The organism is Salinivibrio sp. AR640, from assembly GCF_001995405.1.
In the GTDB taxonomy this organism is placed as follows: domain Bacteria; phylum Pseudomonadota; class Gammaproteobacteria; order Enterobacterales; family Vibrionaceae; genus Salinivibrio; species Salinivibrio costicola.
Map to the genome: position 1 here is coordinate 36,301 of NZ_MUFD01000025.1, position 15,564 is coordinate 51,864.

Sequence of the window (15,564 nt, forward strand, 5' to 3'; positions counted from 1 at the left end):
GCGTTATCCAACGCCTCTAGCTAGCCCGATGGCACGCTGAATAACCCAACGGAGCAGTTTAGGGATCGGCGTATTCAGCTCATTTTCTGTATAAGCAATAATGGCCAGGGCGGCATCGGGTTTTGCGTAGCGCTTTAACGCCTTGGCGATGATACGCTTATCGTTCATGTGCGGCTGCTGGCTCGCCACGCCAGCCATCTCGCGAAACAACGGCTCATAGCCATTGTTATATAAATAATGCTCAATATCTCTATCGGGCAGTACCGTCAGTCTTGCTCCTTCGGGCTGATGCTCGATTTGTCCTCGCGCGGTGGCTGCGTACTTCTTTCCTGCCATATCACCATCGGCGACAAGGTGCCATTCAATGCCCAGTGCCTTGGCGGTCTTGATGAGTGGCCTAAGTCCGCTTTGTGCAAACTCAATTAAATGGACACCTTCCGCTGCAAAGTCATAACCTTGTAATCGTGCAAGCTCATTAAATAGCCAGATTTCAGTTTCACCTTCAACCAATAACCAGCAGCGTGCGAACAGTGCGCTGGGACGATGAAAGCGAACGTGGAACGTGACACGCCGACGTTCATCTTGCGTCAGTAGATGAGAAGGGACTTGATGGCTACGTGTTTCCGTGGGATGGCGTACAAGCCGGCGAATATGATCGAGCTGAACGCCAGCCAACAAATCACCGCTATTGGTGGTCAACAGTTTTTGCATGGGCATGAGTTGGATGAGCCGCCATGCCTGATTTAAAAGTGTGGGGTGTAGCCGACCTTCAGGATCTTCAAACAACATAATAGGTCGGGCATTACGTTTGAGTTGTTTCGGGCCACGCGCCCGCACAAATGCACTCAGTAACCCCATTAATACGAGCCGGCTTTGGTTAGATGTATTGGCGGCAACCGCTTCTAAGGGGTGCATTTGATTATGGGTAATCGACAGTGCGCCAGGAGCATGAATGGGATAGGGGGCGCGGCTATGCTCGTCAGCGGCAAAATAGTGATCGAGTAGCTGACGCATTGCATGCAGGCCACTTTTGATTTCCCCTTTGTTAACGTGCCCAGGCATCATTAATAAACGGCGATAGGTATTATCTAAACGTTGCTCAACCCGCGTATTGTCTTTATTGACCATTTGTCCAGGTACTCGCATACGTCGGGCATCACGTACCCTGACAACGGGATGGATCTGCATTAAATGGCTTGCGAGCGCATCGTTGTCGACCTTTTCAATTATCTCTCCCTGACAAGACAAGAATACACGCTGTACCGAAACTTTACTTTCTTGCATGGTCGCGTTCAGACAGTAATCTAAAGTTCGGCAACCGGCATTTTCACCGTTCCAGATCGGCTTAAAACGACGATAACGGCGAGCTTTATGCTCTCCTGGAAAACTTTCCTGCCAACGGAGAATAATCTGAAATTGTTGTTCTGGTGCGACGCCAAGGGCATGGTCAACATGAAAGTCAGAGCGTTTAAACTGAGGTTTATCGCCACTGGGATGGAGTGCGAGCTCCAGTGCATCCAAAAGAGACGATTTCCCCCATGCGTTTTCGCCGATCAACACGGTGAGTTCATCGACTTGGAGTGATAGGCGTCGGATGCCACGGAAGCCTGCAATTTCTATACGGTCTAATCTCATTGTCACCTCTGTTTTAGAGTATGACACCTTGACGAAAAAGGAAACGAAATCGATGGTTATTTTGTGCTATATGCCTGATTTATCGTGACTAACACATAATGCTTCCTCACGAGTGATTGCCCTTCGATTTACCATAGGGTGGTAAGGTAAACCCTGATATAGTGTGTAGATCTGTTACGTGCCCTTTTTAGGGTGATCATCGAGAGAAAATTATGTTGTCGTTTGAAGCCTTACACGTTCTTGATGCCATTGAGCGAAAAGGCAGTTTTGCTGCTGCCGCTGAGTCGTTGAATCGTGCGCCCTCATCGCTGAGCTATCAAGTACAGAAGCTTGAAGACGAACTTGGATTAGTGATTTTTGATCGTTCAGGCCACCGTGCGACGTTTACTGATGCCGGCCATTTATTGGTTGAGCGAGGGCGCATGTTGTTAAAAGCGGCAGATGAAATGGTGGCGGATGCAGCATCATTGGCTCACGGCTGGGAGTTGGAAATTTGTCTTGCCTACGATGGATTGTTTAAGAGTGACTTCTTTTTTCCGCTGATCGAGCGTTTAGCTAAAAAGAGTAGCACACGGCTGAAACTGTCTGAGCAAATACTAGCAGGCTGTTGGGAGGCGTTAGCACAAGAGCGCGCAGATGTACTGATTGCGCCGATCCCCGATACTGTGCCTCAAGGAATAAAAGTACAGCCGCTGGGAGAAATGAGCGCCTATTGGGTTGCTGCTCCCGACCATCCGATACATAAAGAAGCGCGCCCGGTTGAACCCGATGTTCGCGCCAAATACCGTGGCGTCGCGGTTGCTGACACGGCGCGAGGTATGCAGCCGAAAACCTATAATGTGCTGGAAAATCAACCACGCTTAACCGTCAGTTCCATGCATGACAAATATACGGCTATTTTGAATGGCCAAGGCATCGGGACGTTGCCCTGGTTTTGGGTCCAAGACGATCTGAACGCCGGACGTTTAAAACGCCTAAAAGGGGGAGAGCCGTTTCAGCTCAAGTTCGGAGTAGCCTGGAAGCGCAATCGAATGGGCAATGCTAAATCCTGGTTAGTCAGACAGTTGCCCAATTTACTTGCGCCTTACATGCAAGCAGGCGACATACCGATTAATAAGTCTTCGTCTTGAATGAAGAAGGCGCTGGATTGAATTGACCAGCTTTGGTCGCGCGTTGTCTTCGCTTACGCGTTGGATGATAACGGCAGTTGCATATCGACGATACCATCGGCCATTTGCACATCAATACTAAAGCCGCATTTTTGTGCGAGTGCGATCATCCCTCGATTATTGGGCATGGTCATCCCGGTGATGCGTGATAGGCCTGCCTGGCGGCCATAGTTAATAATGGTGTTCATAAGCACACCGCCGAGACCAACACCTTTTAAATCAGAGCGGACTAAGACCGCAAATTCGGCGTCTGTATTTTGAGGATCGGCCAATAAACGCGCGACTCCCCAGATTTCTTCTCTCCCGGAAGATAGTGGGAACGTGGCCACTATCGCCATTTCACGGTCATAGTCAATTTGAGTCAAATTCGCTAACGCCTCATGATTTAGCTCGCCAACGTCAGAGAAAAAGCGGCGGTATAGATCCTCTTCAGACACTTTTTCGACAAAGGCCTTATGCGTCGGCTCATCTTCGGGAAGAATAGGACGCAGCAGAATGGTTTGTCCGTTTTTAAGCGTGACCGACTGCTCCAATTCTTTAGGGTAAGGCCGAATAGCTAAGCGCTTTTGTTGGCTACCCGCGTAATCTCGTAACCGTAGCGATGCATCCAAAACCGTGAGTTCCTCGCCAGCGATCAGAAGTGGGTGGATATCGAGCTCATCGACTTCCGGGCAATCAATGATCATTTGTGACAATGTCACTAAAAATTGACATAGACGCGGTACATCGATGGCAATAGGAAAGCCGCGTTGCTTGATTTTACCGCTTTTAATCGCGCCAATCACAAGATAGCGCGCCAGTGCCATATTAAGCGGCGGGATCCCGACTGCCGCATCTTTGGTGACATCCCAATCAGAGCCGCCTTCTCCGAGTAAAATGATGGTACCGAAAACGGGATCATTACTGATGGTAACGCGTAGCTCCTGGGCACCCGCTCGCGGAGCCATCGACTGTATCAATAATCCTTGGATGTGGGCGTTGGGAAAAGTGACAGACACGCGATCAAGGATCGCTTGAGCAGCATTAGCGACTTCCGCTCCTGTACGTAAATTCAACATCACGCCTTGCACATCTGATTTATGACGAATATCGGAAGAGCGAAGCTTCACGGCAACAGGATAACCAACTTGTTCGGCAATTTGGGCGGCTTCTACCGCGTCGGTCGCGAGCCAGGTAGATATAACCTGCATACCATAAGCTTCTAAAAAGGGTCGTACCTCATGGGTCGTTAGGGTGAGATGCTCAATGTCTTCTGCTTGTTCGATAAACGCCCGTGCGGCCAATAAGTCATAGTCCATGAGTCCAGTCGAGGTAGGGGTTTCCATTAATTGCTTTTGGTTGCGCCTATATTCGACTAAGTGCATATAAGCAGTCACGGCGCTTTCAGGTGTTCGATAGGTTGGGAAGCCGGCATGCGTGAACGCCAGCCGGGCGACTGTGGCATCGTCTCCCTCTCCTTGCCAATTCGTTAAAATATTAAAGCGCCGCGCGCGAGGGTTTTCTTTTAATGAATGAATGATGGCTTTGGCGGTCGCCAGTCCAGGTGCCGTGACCGATGGGGAATGCATGATCAAAACCGCGTCGGCCTCATCACTGTTTAACATGATATCTATTGCCGCTTGGTAACGCTGGGTGTCAGCATCTCCGACCAAGTCAATGGGGTTCGTATGCGACCAGCTTGCAGGCAAGACCTGATTTAGGGCGTCAAGCGTTGAATCACTCAAGGTCGCTAGCTTACCCCCAGCATCCATCAGCGTGTCAACCGCCATTACTGCCGGCCCACCGCCGTTAGTGATAATCGCGAGCCGTTCTCCACGCAAAGGAACGGAGTGAGATAGCGTCTCGACCGCGGCAAATAACTCGTGCGTATTGTTTACACGTAACATCCCAGAGCGTCGAATTGCAGCATCGTAAGCGGCATCTAACCCTGTACTGGTCTGACTAAGTTGTTCAAGAGCAACAGATCCACCGCGGGTACGACCACTTTTCAATACGAGAATACGACGATTTCGGGCGGCCGCTCGCGCAGCGGAGATAAAGCGCCGTGCATCACGAATTGAATCGACGTAGAGCAAAATCGCGTCGGTTTTACTGTCGCGACACAAAAAGTCGAGTAATTCGGGGAAATCAATATCACAGGCTTCGCCCAATGAGATAAAGGTTGAAAAGCCAATACGTTTATTTCGCGCCCAGTCCAAAATAGTGGTACAGACGGCGGCCGATTGAGAGACAAAAGCAATGTTTCCTTTGTTGGCCGGCACAGGTGCAAAGGATGCGTTAAGGTTAAGCCATGGTAAAATCATGCCCAAACTATTGGGGCCAAGCACGCGCATGGTGTATCTCTCTGCCACCCGTTGCATTATCGCGTACTGACTTGTGCCGAGTGAGTCGAGCTGGCCGCGCATCCCGGCTGCGAGCACAATGACGAGCTTAACGCCTCTTTCTCCCAATTGTTCGATAAGCGCTGGCGTCGCTTCACCACGGGTACAGAGAACAGCTAAATCGGGGACAAGTGGCAGATCCGCAATCGTTTTATACGCCAAAATGCCGGCAACCGCTTGATACTTAGGTGTGACAGGCATGATAGGGCCTTGAAATCCACCGGATTGTAAGTTGCGGGTGATAACGTAGCCTGCGCGGTCGCTGCGGTCGGACGCACCTATAACTGCAATAGACTTAGGCTTGAGGAGTTGTTCGATGCCGGCCATAGTTTCCTCCGAAAAAGCGTCGCCCAGCGTCATCAACGGTGGGCACATCAATTGGTTAAGCTCTGAAGCCAGTCTATCGGTTCAGCGTTGAAATCAACGGTCTTTTTTAACGCAATGTGATCTGGGTGTGGCAGAAACTGGCTGTTACGATACACTCAAGCACGTCGTTTAACGTTCTATCTGTGAGCTATCACCGGAAACCTTATGTAACAGGTTAACTTTTGGTTGAATGGCTATTGGGTCGGGGGCACAATGAAACAAATTTGGATAACTGACAGAATCACAATGAAAAAACTGGGCTTACTTGCAGTTGCGCTGCTGCTAACAGGATGCAGTGGTGGTGGTGTGACCACTGAAATTTATAGTCAGACCATTGAGTCAACCGATACGCGCGAGACTGTGAAAACCTCGGCACCACAACCGAAAGAGCGATCTGCATCGAAAGAACGATCTGTATCGAAAGAGCAATCCGCTTGGAAAGAGGAAGCGTCGCCAGCGCCGAAAAAACAAACCGTAAAAGCATCAAGCCAGGGCCCAGGGTATACCATTCAAATTGTGGCACTTAGCCATGATCGCGGGTTTACTGATTACGCCAAACGGCTTCCAAGTAACGAGCCACTTTGGAGCAACAAGAAAATGGTAGACGGCTTACCTTGGTATACCTTGTTGTATGGTGAATATTCATCACGAGATGCAGCGAAGCGTGCCATTAAGGCTTTACCGCAAACCATTCAGCAGTATGGTCCTTTTGTTCGTGACATCGCAGACATTAAGCGTTCATCAACGCCTGAGATGACACGCGTTAACTAGTCGAATCTCCGCGCCTGTCAATATAGAAGCTGGCTCTTGGGTCAGCTTTGAACAAACCCGCAGCAATCAAACACCAAAATACCAACAAATACGCGTCGATAGGTGAAAGCAACGTCGCATTTGACTACTATGGCGGTATATTCAGGTAACGTGTTAATGCACGTGGTGAGAGAAAATAATGACGAAACTAAACCTGCTTTTACTGTGCGGTGGCGGTGGTGCGGAGCACGATATCTCGCTCGTTTCTGCGCAGTATATTGAATCACAGCTAGCGAAGCTCCCTCGAGTCAATGTCCAAAAAGTCGAAATCACCCAAGATGGATGGCACCTTGACGATGGTATGCGCTGTCACCTTGATACTGATGGCATGCTTTGTAGCAAGGTTGAACATAGGCAAATTCATTATGTGATCCCTTGCTTCCATGGTTTTCCCGGCGAGACGGGGGATATTCAGTCACTACTCGAGATCACCGGCTTGCCTTACTTAGGATGCGGCCCGGAAGGTAGCCAAATTTGCTTTAATAAAATCACCTCGAAGTTGTGGTTTGATGCCCTCGGCATTCCGAACACACCCTACGTGTTTATCACCGATCAAAGTGACCAAAGCATGGCACGTGCGACCGCCTTTTTTGCTGAGCATCAAGGCGTTTTCGTCAAAGCGGCCAGTCAAGGATCCAGTGTAGGCTGCTATCGTGTGACTGAAGAAGAGCAGCTCTCAACATGCATTGCAGATGCGTTTACGTTTTCTGACCAAGTATTGATCGAAAAAGCGATTCAACCGCGTGAATTAGAGGTCGCCGCGTTTCAGGTTGGCGACGAAATTATTGTCACCAAGCCGGGTGAAATACGCTGTCCAGAGGGCAGTTTTTATACCTTTGAAGAGAAATACAGTGAAGGGAGTTCGAGTAATACACAGATTGAAGCACTCGACCTTAGCGAGGAACAAGTTGCCTGTATTCGCGACTATGCCCATCAAGCGTTTAAGCAACTGCGATTAAAGGACATGTCGCGCATTGATTTTTTCTTGACTGAGAACGGTACGGTACTCGTCAACGAAATTAATACCTTTCCAGGTATGACGCCCATTTCCATGTTCCCTAAATTGGTCGAACATCATGGGTTAGCATTTGATGAATATCTCGCATCACGTATCACCCATGCAACGGGACGGCGAGTAAGCTAGTTATTCCGTCAGCTTCTTATGTCGGTATCGCGCTTTAGCTTGTTCACTTGCTATCGTGTTACCGACATATTGCGCCGGCATTGCGGGGCTTTTCCAGCGGCCAAGATGCTGGATTTGTTTTATTGTCATTCCTTTATTGGCAAGTGCACGGCTTGCACCGACGCGAGGTGATTGCCCAGAAAAAGTAACGGATTCACCCAGCAAGCGACTCGCGCGTCGAAAGACCCGATAAATCGATGACGGGTCTAATGCGGTCTCACCTAAATGGCCATGTTTGTTGATTCGACGAAGTAGGGGGCCATGATTCATTCCTGTTTTATCTAACCACTGGGCGACTAACATCGCTGTTTGCTCACTCAATGCTACCCGTTGATCTCTAACTATTATGAACGTTTGGGTACCTTGAGTAATCAGATCGTCTGTGGTCAGTGCGGCAAGTTCACTGCGTTTAAGCAATCCTTCATAAGAAAGTGACCATACAAGCCGATCTCTCAGATCTTGCAGTCTTTGCGAACCAGCGAGTTGTTCATTGAGTTGTATCATGTGCTGCGCGTGAAAGGGGGTGGCTTCTTTACTTTCCGGCAACTTTGCCTGAAGTAATCGAGCCATGGCGTATTTTACTTCGCGATGTTTACTGGGATCACGCTGTTGATGTAGTCGATGTACTAAGCCGACGGTGACCACGACACGACGAATCACCGATATTTTACGTTGTTGAACCGCTAGCTCGGCAAAGCGACGCAAAGTCGTTATCGCACATGGCAAGGCTGTGATCCCTTGGCTGTGACAAAAATCAGCAAATACGTGCCAGTCATTACGGTAACTGAGTAATGAATTACGACTGTAAGCGCCTTGTGTTAATAATTCCCACTCATCCAAACTGACCACGCCTTGATTGAAAAGGGCCAAGCTATCGGGAATATGTTTTGGCTCAAGCGGTAAAATCTTTTTCATAACGCACTATAACTTTATGTATTTCTTATCAGTCTAACACGCTAGAATGAAAAATATTAGACTTATATCTCATTACACTAGACCCTAAGTCCGTTAATGGCTTGGATTAATGAAATAATTCTAAGTAGGGCTGATAATAGTCTAAAACAGACTCAAGGCCGTAGTTCAATGCAACATGGCGTACACGGCTATTTGCGGGAGGAAAAAACATGACCCGACGCCTTTTTCATCGTGGTTATACGATTGAAAAGTCAGAAGGTGGCGATGAGGCCACAGAGGTTTACCGCGCTAGACTCGGGGGTAAATCGATATCTGGCAGTTTGCACAATGTGAAAAAATCAATCGAGTGGTGGGCTGACACCAGTATTCTTGTCGATCCCGCCGATTTTGATGATGAAGAGGATGACGTATCGTCAAAAAAGCAGGTGGAAGAATATAATGGTTTTCGTATTATGAACGACGATCCAGAAAAAGATGAAAAGGGCTGGTATATGATTGTCCGAGGCAAACTGATGAAGGGATCGCTACCAGGATTAAAGCTTTTTATTGATAAAAATGGAGAGCAGCTGCGCGGATAGTGACTGCCAACACAGCGACGCTTTTGGTATTATGAGCCTAAAATGTTCAACGAAGCAAAACTATCACCATGTCTGACGAAAACCGCTTAGTCTACTCAACAGAATCTGGAAAAATCAAAGAAACGCCAGAGAAGCCTCAACGCCCTAAAGGGGATGGCATTGTTCGTATCCAGCGCCAAACAAAAGGGCGCAAAGGTAAAGGCGTCAGCTTAGTCACTGGCTTAGACCTTGATGATGCTGAATTAAAACAGCTCGCCGCCGAACTCAAAAAAGTATGTGGTTGCGGGGGAGCCGTGAAAGATGGCGTGATTGAGATCCAAGGGGATAAGCGCGACAACATCAAAACGCACTTAGAAAAGAAAGGCCACACAGTCAAACTGGCCGGCGGGTAAAAAGAAAAACCAGGCAACATCTCATGCCTGGTTTTTTTGTTTACGTTTTTTGTTGCTTAAATAAGTCCATCAGGGTCAATCAACAGATCAAACCGCTCGTGACCATGCAGTGATTCAAAGTCGGCCTCTTCTCGAGCTGCCTCACGCAATGAAGCACTTTCAGCTATCGCCAGCTCTAAGTCAGACACGGCTTGGTCCTCGGCACCTAACCTTGCATAAGCACAAGCGCGTTGGAATAGGGCATTAGCATTGCGCTCATCCACTTCCAAGACGCGGTTACTAATACTTAGCGCCCAATGGTATTCACCCATCTCCATCGCGGCATCCGCTTTGTGCGTTAACGCTTCGAGATCACCAGGGCGGATTTTGAGTATCTCATTATAAATTTCCATCCGCTGCTCTGGCGTCTGCGAATGCTGCGCACGTAACCATAAGTTATGGATTTCGTTAATGCGTTCAATTTCTTTGTTATTTTCAGCAATAATGCGCGTTTTACGCTTCAAATCTCGCTCGAGCGCTTGGAACTTACGCTCATATTGCTCTGCAATTTCAGATAACTGTTGATCCGCCAGTTCTTTGGTGTTGGTTTTAATATCACGTAACGACTGCCAGCCAACGAGGGCAATGAGCGATGCTGCGCCCGCGATGAGATAAAAGAAGTAGGTCACTGTCACATTAGCGTAGTTGAGTGACTTATCCGCCACGTCGAGCTCACGGTCGGTAATCTCTGTGACCATACGTTTTTCTAACGCTTGGAAATCGGTTCTTAAGTTCCGGATCTCATCCAAAACATACCTTTCCATCAATGGTTTATCGTAAATACTTTGCTCGGCGTACGATGTTGGCTCTTTGGCCGCCTTAGTATGCTTAACATCGTTTTCGTCCTGAGCTATCGCGCCAAAACTGGCTAACGCCACGAGCAAACACGCCCAAATGTGCGCTTTCATGGTTATCCCTATAATGAATGATCTAATGACTGGTGAACTGTAGCAAACCTTGCTGAACCTAAAAAGGTTAATGGGTGGAATTCGTCCGGAGCGAACCGTGATTTGTGTTCCCGGTACAGTAAACACCTGCTGTTCTGCTGTATTTTAGCCCAGCTTGACAACTGTCATAATGTCAGCCATTTTAGACGTATATAAGTCAAATTTAAATGACATGGTGATCACGATGAACCGATCTATTTTAGATGTAGTCATGAACGCAGAAGGTATCGTTGAACCGAGCAAAATGGCCGCGTTTTTCCATACAAATTTGAAAGAAATTGCATCATTGTCTGGGTTACCTTATTCCACGCTGAGTCGCACCGAACGATATTCAACAATCAAGGCGCAGCAACAACTACGTAACTGCACAGAAGTGATCAACCGAATCCTTCCGTGGACGGGGAATGAATTTCATGCCTACGCGTGGTATCGGAGCGAAGGGCTGCCAGAGTTTGGCGGATTAACCGCAGAACAATTGGTTAAGCACGATCGAATGGATGCGGTCAGAGCCTACCTCGATCATACGAGCGAAGGCGGTTATGCGTGAAGAGAAGCTAAAGGAACATTTGTTTAAATTTGAAGGTGCGGTATTTCGTGGCCATAACCCTCGCTGGTCATACGCGCCTAACAGTGGTGAAGGGGCAAGACGCAACGGTGGTCGGTTTAACCCAAAAGGTGTTGGCGCCTTATACACCTCACTGTCTCAATCAGGTGCATGGGTCGAGGCTCAGCAGGGGTTTCGTTTTAAAGCTCAGCCTCTGACAATATGTCAATATGATGTCGACTGCGACAACGTACTCGATCTGACCGATGAAACAGTGCTTCTAAACTGTGGCATCAAGCCCTCGACGCTAAGCTGTGCTTGGTTAGATCAAGTGACCCAGCAGCAAACGCCCGATAGTTGGTACTTATCGACGCAGCTCATCAGTGCAAAGGTCAACGCCATTATTGTGCCAAGTTTTGCGCGTGGAGCCACTCAGGACATGAAAAATATCGTATTTTGGCGATGGAGTGATACGCCACCCAACATGGTTAAAGTGATTGATGACTTTGAACGCCTGCCGCCATCACCTTATTAGCGCCGTCCGACACCGCAAGAAATGCGGGGAATAGGCTGGTCACGACAGCAATTGCCGTGACTTTGGCGAACTGACGCTTCAATGCGCTAGAAGTATAAGATAGCAATAACGCTGATCTTGTTTGGCTTATCACCGCATGATTGAAGCACCTTAGGTCAAGCGGAGCATTTGAACTAAGTTGATTAAAGAAAATGGTGATTAGCTATTTTATGGTAAATAGTCAGTTATGTTGAATCATCGCGTCAGAATACTGAAGGGGGAGAGAAAATGGAGGTGAGGAGTCAAGGCGCTTGTCTTATCGATACGATTCGTCATCTGATAAACACCCTATTTAACATAACATACATAATGCGCACTTAAGATTGGTTTATTAACATACCGCTATATCGATTCATCCAGTAAGTAAATCTTCTCAACCTGGCTGATTTCTTTCCCGTTCCAAATCATTTCTGCGTGGAAGCATTGGATGACATCGCTAACCACTTTTGGCGTAGACATCGCCCAGCAGATCCTCCCTTCATTTCGCACTGAGTGGTAGCGGATCCCTGATAATGTATCATTTTGCCGTACCTGGCGGCCAAGCATCTGTGCCGCAGAGTAATCAATCAGGTCGTAAATTGGATCTGTCATTGGCTTGTCGCACACATCAATCACCTTATTATCATCAAATGTGAAACGAAGCGCCCTAAACACCAAACGATCATAGTGAAGCCCATTAACACCAGCCCAATACTTGCGCTGGTGATACATGACCTCCTTTACAGCGGTTTGTTCGGTGTCACCAATATAAAGCATCCCAAAGCTGCCATCAGCAAAGCGTGAGCCATCACGGTTAATGTGCGTAAAGGCGGCTACCGCATAGCTACGACCACGTTCACAGTGGTACGGGATTTCCTCCGGCTTAATCAGGGAAACATCACCCACTTCATCGAGAATACGTGGATTCGTCAATGCTTGCAGTTGATACATCACCTCAAAGTCTTCCGGATTAAGGACATCATCAAACAAATCAATCGTCGGGTACTTAGACGGAATGAGCCTATAACCTACCGCTTGATTTTCTCTCGCATTCGGCATGCTACCCCCATTGACCTGAACGTAACGCGTCGACACGACAGAACACTTCGTAAAGATCAGCGAATTTGCCGCTACTAATAATAGATAAAGGCGTCTGCCCTTCGAAGTAAGCGTTTTTGTTCTCCATCGACATGAAACCCTGAACGTTCTCTTGGTTATCGAAGATGATTCGAAGGCTACTGTGAATGTTTGCGATATAGCTTAAGCGCTCAAGCTGATCATCATCCATAGATATAGTATCTGGGTTCGCCTTGTACTTTTGGAATGTAGACCTTGGCATGCGAAGAATTCGCTGCATGTCTGCGCCGGTACAGCCCCATCCTTCCATTATTTTTACAACAGCTTTGAAGCCGACCCGAGCCATTCTCTTCTTGTCTGCCGCCTTTGGTGCTTGTGCTGCTGTCATATCATTCACCATTTCATGCTCACACACTCTCATTATGGACTTAATCTATAATTATATCCATATTGAGACAGAGGGATCTTGCACTTAGATTGATTGGCGTGTCGATGTCCGATAAAGTGCTGATAATACATCGTCAATGCGAGTACGCTTTATGATAAAAACAGCTTTGGTCGGTTTTGGCTTTTCCGCCAATACATTTCACGTTCCTTTTTTGAGTGCAATCTCTGAGTTCGCTATTTCAGCTGTTGTGTCCAGTAAACCCGAACAAGTTGCACGGCGATTGCCTAAAGCGGCTTGCTTTGACGACCTCAACACTTTACTCACTCAACAAACCCCAGATTTGGTGGTGATTACTACCCCCAACCACCTCCATTACCAACACGTTAAACAAGCATTAGAAGCCGGTTGCCATGTCTTGGTAGAAAAGCCTTTTGTGACCAATAGCCGTGATGGTCTCGAGCTAGCGGCGCTGGCCAAGCAAAAAGGCTTGGTGTTGTGTCCTTACCACAATCGACGTTGGGATGGGGATTTTCTCACCCTAAAAGGGTTACACCTAGCAGGTGAGCTTGGCGACATCAAAGTCATGCATTCCAGCTTTAATCGCTACCGCCCAGAAGTCCGCCAACGTTGGCGCGAATTGCCAGGTGAAGGCAGCGGAATTCTCTATGACCTCGGCTCTCATTTAATTGACCAAGCCCTCCATCTTTTAGGGGAACCGGATGCGGTATCCGGCACCTGTCGTGCGCTACGCCCTAGCAGCGAAACGACCGACTATTTTCAAGTGACGCTGCATTACCCAAACACAGAAGTAATTTTATCCTCCAGCCCTTACCGTTCAGGTACCACCGAACGCTTTGTCGTCCAGGGTGAAAAAGCGACCTTCAGTACCGTAGGGTTAGATATTCAAGAAGAGCAACTACGCGCGGGTTTGATGGTAACTGTCTCTGGTTTTGGTGAGCAAGCGTATCAAGGGATGCTCGAAGTTGGTGACAGCGTCACTCCTGATCCTCTCACCCTTGAAAACGGCCAATATCACCGCCTGTTCGATGGATTAGCAAAGGCAATTACCGATAACCAACCCTCGCCTGTTTGCCCAATTTCTGCAAGCAAAGTCATCTATGCTATTGAGCTGGCACAAACAGCCTCTGATACAGGTACTCGTCAACCTTGGCAGTTCTAAGGCTGCAGTTTATAAATTAATTAAAAAGCTGAGCCACATGAGCGATGTGACTTAGCTTTTTGCTTTACAACATATAAAGTTATAGTGCGCTAAGTGATAAAAAGTAGCCCAGACACAGCTGGGCCACAAAGTATGGCGCGTATTAAGCGAGAGTAAACTGGTACACCATCATTAATAGGAGTAACCAAAACACCGAAATTCGCCATTGAGTTAATGCCACTAAGCCAAGCGCGATGGGCACTAAATCCAAAGGTTTTGTGTAGGCGGAAACCCATACGGGTTGATAAAGCGCGGCGGCAAGAAGCCCTACCACACTTGCGTTAATGAGACTGATAGCCCCGGCCAAGCGAGGCTGAGTTTTAACCGCCTCCCAAATCGGCAAAACACCGAACATAAGTAATGCACCAGGCAAGAAAATCGCAATCGTTGCAATGATACTGCCCCAAATGGGAGCTAACCCTTCAACACTGGCACCCAGATAACTCGCCATGGTGAACATCGGCCCCGGCACTAGCTGAGCCGCCGCATAACCTTCAATTAACGCCGAATCAGTGACAACGTCACCGACAATAGGCTCGAGCAATGGTAAAACCACATGCCCGCCACCAAAGACAAAACTGCCCGCTTGGTAGAACAGATTAAACACCTGTACCCATAAGGTTTGATTAAACAGCCAAGGTACTGTGAGCAATAGTAAAAAGAGACCCAGGATCACGCTACTGCGGCGCCACGCAATGTTAACTGGTGCATGATGTGATTGGGGCTTCGCAAACCCAATAGCTCCTACAATGCCTGCAATGACAATGGGAAGTACTTGATATAATACGCCTGATGGCGTTAGCAATAGCCATAACGTTGTTGCCACCGCCATTGTCCCAGTCGCTAACGAGCCGATAAATTTTCGGCCCATTGAGACAGTAGCATCAATCACTACCACCACCGCTAATAATTTGGCTGCGCTAATGATGCTTGCGACCCAATCAGAAGCTTGCGCACTGCTGTTTAATACCGCCGCCGCTGTCAACAAAACAAAAGAAGGCAAGGTAAACGCGACAAATGCGCCAAACGCACCTAAATAACCCGCGCGTTGATAGCCAATATACATACCGAGCTGACTGCTTCCTGGGCCAGGTAGAAACTGGCTGATGGCTAAACCAGAAGCAAAGGTATCCGCACTCAGCCACCGCTTTTCTTTGACGAACACACGCTCAAAATAGCCGACATGCGCGGCCGGCCCACCAAACGACATGCACCCTAATAAGAAAAACTGTTTGATTAATTCAATCATCTATCACCTCCTCGCTAAATTTTATGCGATATCAATCATGAATAAAAACAGCCATTCCAGTTTTCATTGTCGATATAAACAATAAATAAGCCGATATAAGAATAAATGAAAGATAGTGT

At 47.9% G+C, this 15,564-nt stretch carries 15 protein-coding genes; 8 read left to right on the plus strand and 7 right to left on the minus strand.

From position 1 onward, the window contains the following. Positions 1–3: 3 nt before the first annotated feature. Positions 4–1,635, minus strand: a complete 1,632-nt coding sequence (locus tag BZG75_RS12290; RefSeq protein WP_077577165.1) for a DUF2813 domain-containing protein — start codon at positions 1,633–1,635, stop codon at positions 4–6. A gap of 212 nt (positions 1,636–1,847) precedes the next feature. Between BZG75_RS12290 and BZG75_RS12295 the strand changes: the two genes are divergently transcribed. Then, a complete protein-coding gene (locus BZG75_RS12295; RefSeq protein ID WP_025744581.1) occupies positions 1,848–2,765 on the plus strand; it encodes a LysR family transcriptional regulator in 918 nt (305 codons plus the stop codon). A gap of 53 nt (positions 2,766–2,818) precedes the next feature. Here the strand turns inward: BZG75_RS12295 and BZG75_RS12300 are convergent, their stop codons facing one another. Then, entirely contained in the window at positions 2,819–5,512 is a 2,694-nt protein-coding gene (locus BZG75_RS12300; RefSeq protein WP_077577166.1) for a bifunctional acetate--CoA ligase family protein/GNAT family N-acetyltransferase, read from the minus strand. A gap of 285 nt (positions 5,513–5,797) precedes the next feature. On the opposite strand from BZG75_RS12300, the gene BZG75_RS12305 reads away from it, so the two are divergent. Both BZG75_RS12305 and BZG75_RS12310 read left to right on the plus strand, forming a co-directional pair. After that, positions 5,798–6,322, plus strand: a complete 525-nt coding sequence (locus tag BZG75_RS12305) for an SPOR domain-containing protein (protein ID WP_077577167.1) — start codon at positions 5,798–5,800, stop codon at positions 6,320–6,322. Positions 6,323–6,500: 178 nt separating this feature from the next. Next, the gene (locus tag BZG75_RS12310; protein ID WP_077577168.1) at positions 6,501–7,505 is read left to right on the plus strand and encodes a D-alanine--D-alanine ligase; all 1,005 of its coding nucleotides are present in this window, start codon (positions 6,501–6,503) and stop codon (positions 7,503–7,505) included. On the opposite strand, the gene BZG75_RS12315 is transcribed toward BZG75_RS12310, so the two are convergent. Continuing rightward, positions 7,506–8,459 carry a tyrosine-type recombinase/integrase gene (locus BZG75_RS12315; RefSeq protein WP_077577169.1) on the minus strand — a complete coding sequence of 318 codons (954 nt, stop codon included), beginning with the start codon at positions 8,457–8,459 and terminating at the stop codon, positions 7,506–7,508. A 209-nt stretch (positions 8,460–8,668) separates the two neighbouring features. On the opposite strand from BZG75_RS12315, the gene BZG75_RS12320 reads away from it, so the two are divergent. Beyond that, a complete protein-coding gene (locus BZG75_RS12320) occupies positions 8,669–9,037 on the plus strand; it encodes a DUF3319 domain-containing protein (protein WP_077460747.1) in 369 nt (122 codons plus the stop codon). Positions 9,038–9,105: 68 nt separating this feature from the next. Then, complete coding sequence (gene yciH / locus BZG75_RS12325; RefSeq protein ID WP_025744584.1) at positions 9,106–9,429, plus strand: stress response translation initiation inhibitor YciH; 324 nt, start codon at positions 9,106–9,108, stop codon at positions 9,427–9,429. 56 nt (positions 9,430–9,485) lie between these two features. Here the strand turns inward: yciH and BZG75_RS12330 are convergent, their stop codons facing one another. After that, entirely contained in the window at positions 9,486–10,376 is an 891-nt protein-coding gene (locus BZG75_RS12330) for a TPR end-of-group domain-containing protein (RefSeq protein WP_236719515.1), read from the minus strand. A gap of 223 nt (positions 10,377–10,599) precedes the next feature. Between BZG75_RS12330 and BZG75_RS12335 the strand changes: the two genes are divergently transcribed. After that, positions 10,600–10,962 (plus strand): XRE family transcriptional regulator, encoded by a 363-nt coding sequence (locus BZG75_RS12335; RefSeq protein ID WP_131825141.1) that lies wholly within the window; start codon positions 10,600–10,602, stop codon positions 10,960–10,962. After that, positions 10,955–11,494, plus strand: a complete 540-nt coding sequence (locus BZG75_RS12340) for an RES family NAD+ phosphorylase (RefSeq protein ID WP_077577171.1) — start codon at positions 10,955–10,957, stop codon at positions 11,492–11,494. The genes BZG75_RS12335 and BZG75_RS12340 overlap by 8 nt, the downstream gene beginning before the upstream one ends. Positions 11,495–11,875: 381 nt before the next feature. Here BZG75_RS12340 and BZG75_RS12345 read toward each other — a convergent pair whose 3' ends face one another. Further along, the gene (locus tag BZG75_RS12345; protein WP_077577172.1) at positions 11,876–12,571 is read right to left on the minus strand and encodes an RES family NAD+ phosphorylase; all 696 of its coding nucleotides are present in this window, start codon (positions 12,569–12,571) and stop codon (positions 11,876–11,878) included. A 1-nt stretch (position 12,572) separates the two neighbouring features. After that, positions 12,573–12,977 carry an antitoxin Xre-like helix-turn-helix domain-containing protein gene (locus BZG75_RS12350; RefSeq protein ID WP_077577175.1) on the minus strand — a complete coding sequence of 135 codons (405 nt, stop codon included), beginning with the start codon at positions 12,975–12,977 and terminating at the stop codon, positions 12,573–12,575. 151 nt (positions 12,978–13,128) lie between these two features. Here BZG75_RS12350 and BZG75_RS12355 point away from each other — a divergent pair, with 151 nt between their 5' ends. Next, a complete protein-coding gene (locus BZG75_RS12355; protein ID WP_077577173.1) occupies positions 13,129–14,157 on the plus strand; it encodes a Gfo/Idh/MocA family oxidoreductase in 1,029 nt (342 codons plus the stop codon). A gap of 142 nt (positions 14,158–14,299) precedes the next feature. On the opposite strand, the gene chrA is transcribed toward BZG75_RS12355, so the two are convergent. Beyond that, a complete protein-coding gene (chrA, locus tag BZG75_RS12360) occupies positions 14,300–15,445 on the minus strand; it encodes a chromate efflux transporter (RefSeq protein WP_077460761.1) in 1,146 nt (381 codons plus the stop codon). Positions 15,446–15,564 lie beyond the last annotated feature (119 nt).

Excerpts from the sequence above, each read along its gene's own strand:
- BZG75_RS12320 (WP_077460747.1), top strand. The coding sequence starts at position 8,669 with ATGACCCGACGCCTTTTTCATCGTGGTTATACGATTGAAAAGTCAGAA.
- BZG75_RS12310 (WP_077577168.1), top strand. The coding sequence starts at position 6,501 with ATGACGAAACTAAACCTGCTTTTACTGTGCGGTGGCGGTGGTGCGGAG.
- chrA (WP_077460761.1), bottom strand. The coding sequence starts at position 15,445 with ATGATTGAATTAATCAAACAGTTTTTCTTATTAGGGTGCATGTCGTTT.
- BZG75_RS12315 (WP_077577169.1), bottom strand. The coding sequence starts at position 8,459 with ATGAAAAAGATTTTACCGCTTGAGCCAAAACATATTCCCGATAGCTTG.
- BZG75_RS12350 (WP_077577175.1), bottom strand. The coding sequence starts at position 12,977 with ATGACAGCAGCACAAGCACCAAAGGCGGCAGACAAGAAGAGAATGGCT.
- BZG75_RS12330 (WP_236719515.1), bottom strand. The coding sequence starts at position 10,376 with ATGAAAGCGCACATTTGGGCGTGTTTGCTCGTGGCGTTAGCCAGTTTT.
- BZG75_RS12355 (WP_077577173.1), top strand. The coding sequence starts at position 13,129 with ATGATAAAAACAGCTTTGGTCGGTTTTGGCTTTTCCGCCAATACATTT.
- BZG75_RS12335 (WP_131825141.1), top strand. The coding sequence starts at position 10,600 with ATGAACCGATCTATTTTAGATGTAGTCATGAACGCAGAAGGTATCGTT.
- BZG75_RS12345 (WP_077577172.1), bottom strand. The coding sequence starts at position 12,571 with ATGCCGAATGCGAGAGAAAATCAAGCGGTAGGTTATAGGCTCATTCCG.
- BZG75_RS12300 (WP_077577166.1), bottom strand. The coding sequence starts at position 5,512 with ATGGCCGGCATCGAACAACTCCTCAAGCCTAAGTCTATTGCAGTTATA.
- BZG75_RS12295 (WP_025744581.1), top strand. The coding sequence starts at position 1,848 with ATGTTGTCGTTTGAAGCCTTACACGTTCTTGATGCCATTGAGCGAAAA.
- BZG75_RS12290 (WP_077577165.1), bottom strand. The coding sequence starts at position 1,635 with ATGAGATTAGACCGTATAGAAATTGCAGGCTTCCGTGGCATCCGACGC.
- BZG75_RS12340 (WP_077577171.1), top strand. The coding sequence starts at position 10,955 with ATGCGTGAAGAGAAGCTAAAGGAACATTTGTTTAAATTTGAAGGTGCG.
- yciH (WP_025744584.1), top strand. The coding sequence starts at position 9,106 with ATGTCTGACGAAAACCGCTTAGTCTACTCAACAGAATCTGGAAAAATC.
- BZG75_RS12305 (WP_077577167.1), top strand. The coding sequence starts at position 5,798 with ATGAAAAAACTGGGCTTACTTGCAGTTGCGCTGCTGCTAACAGGATGC.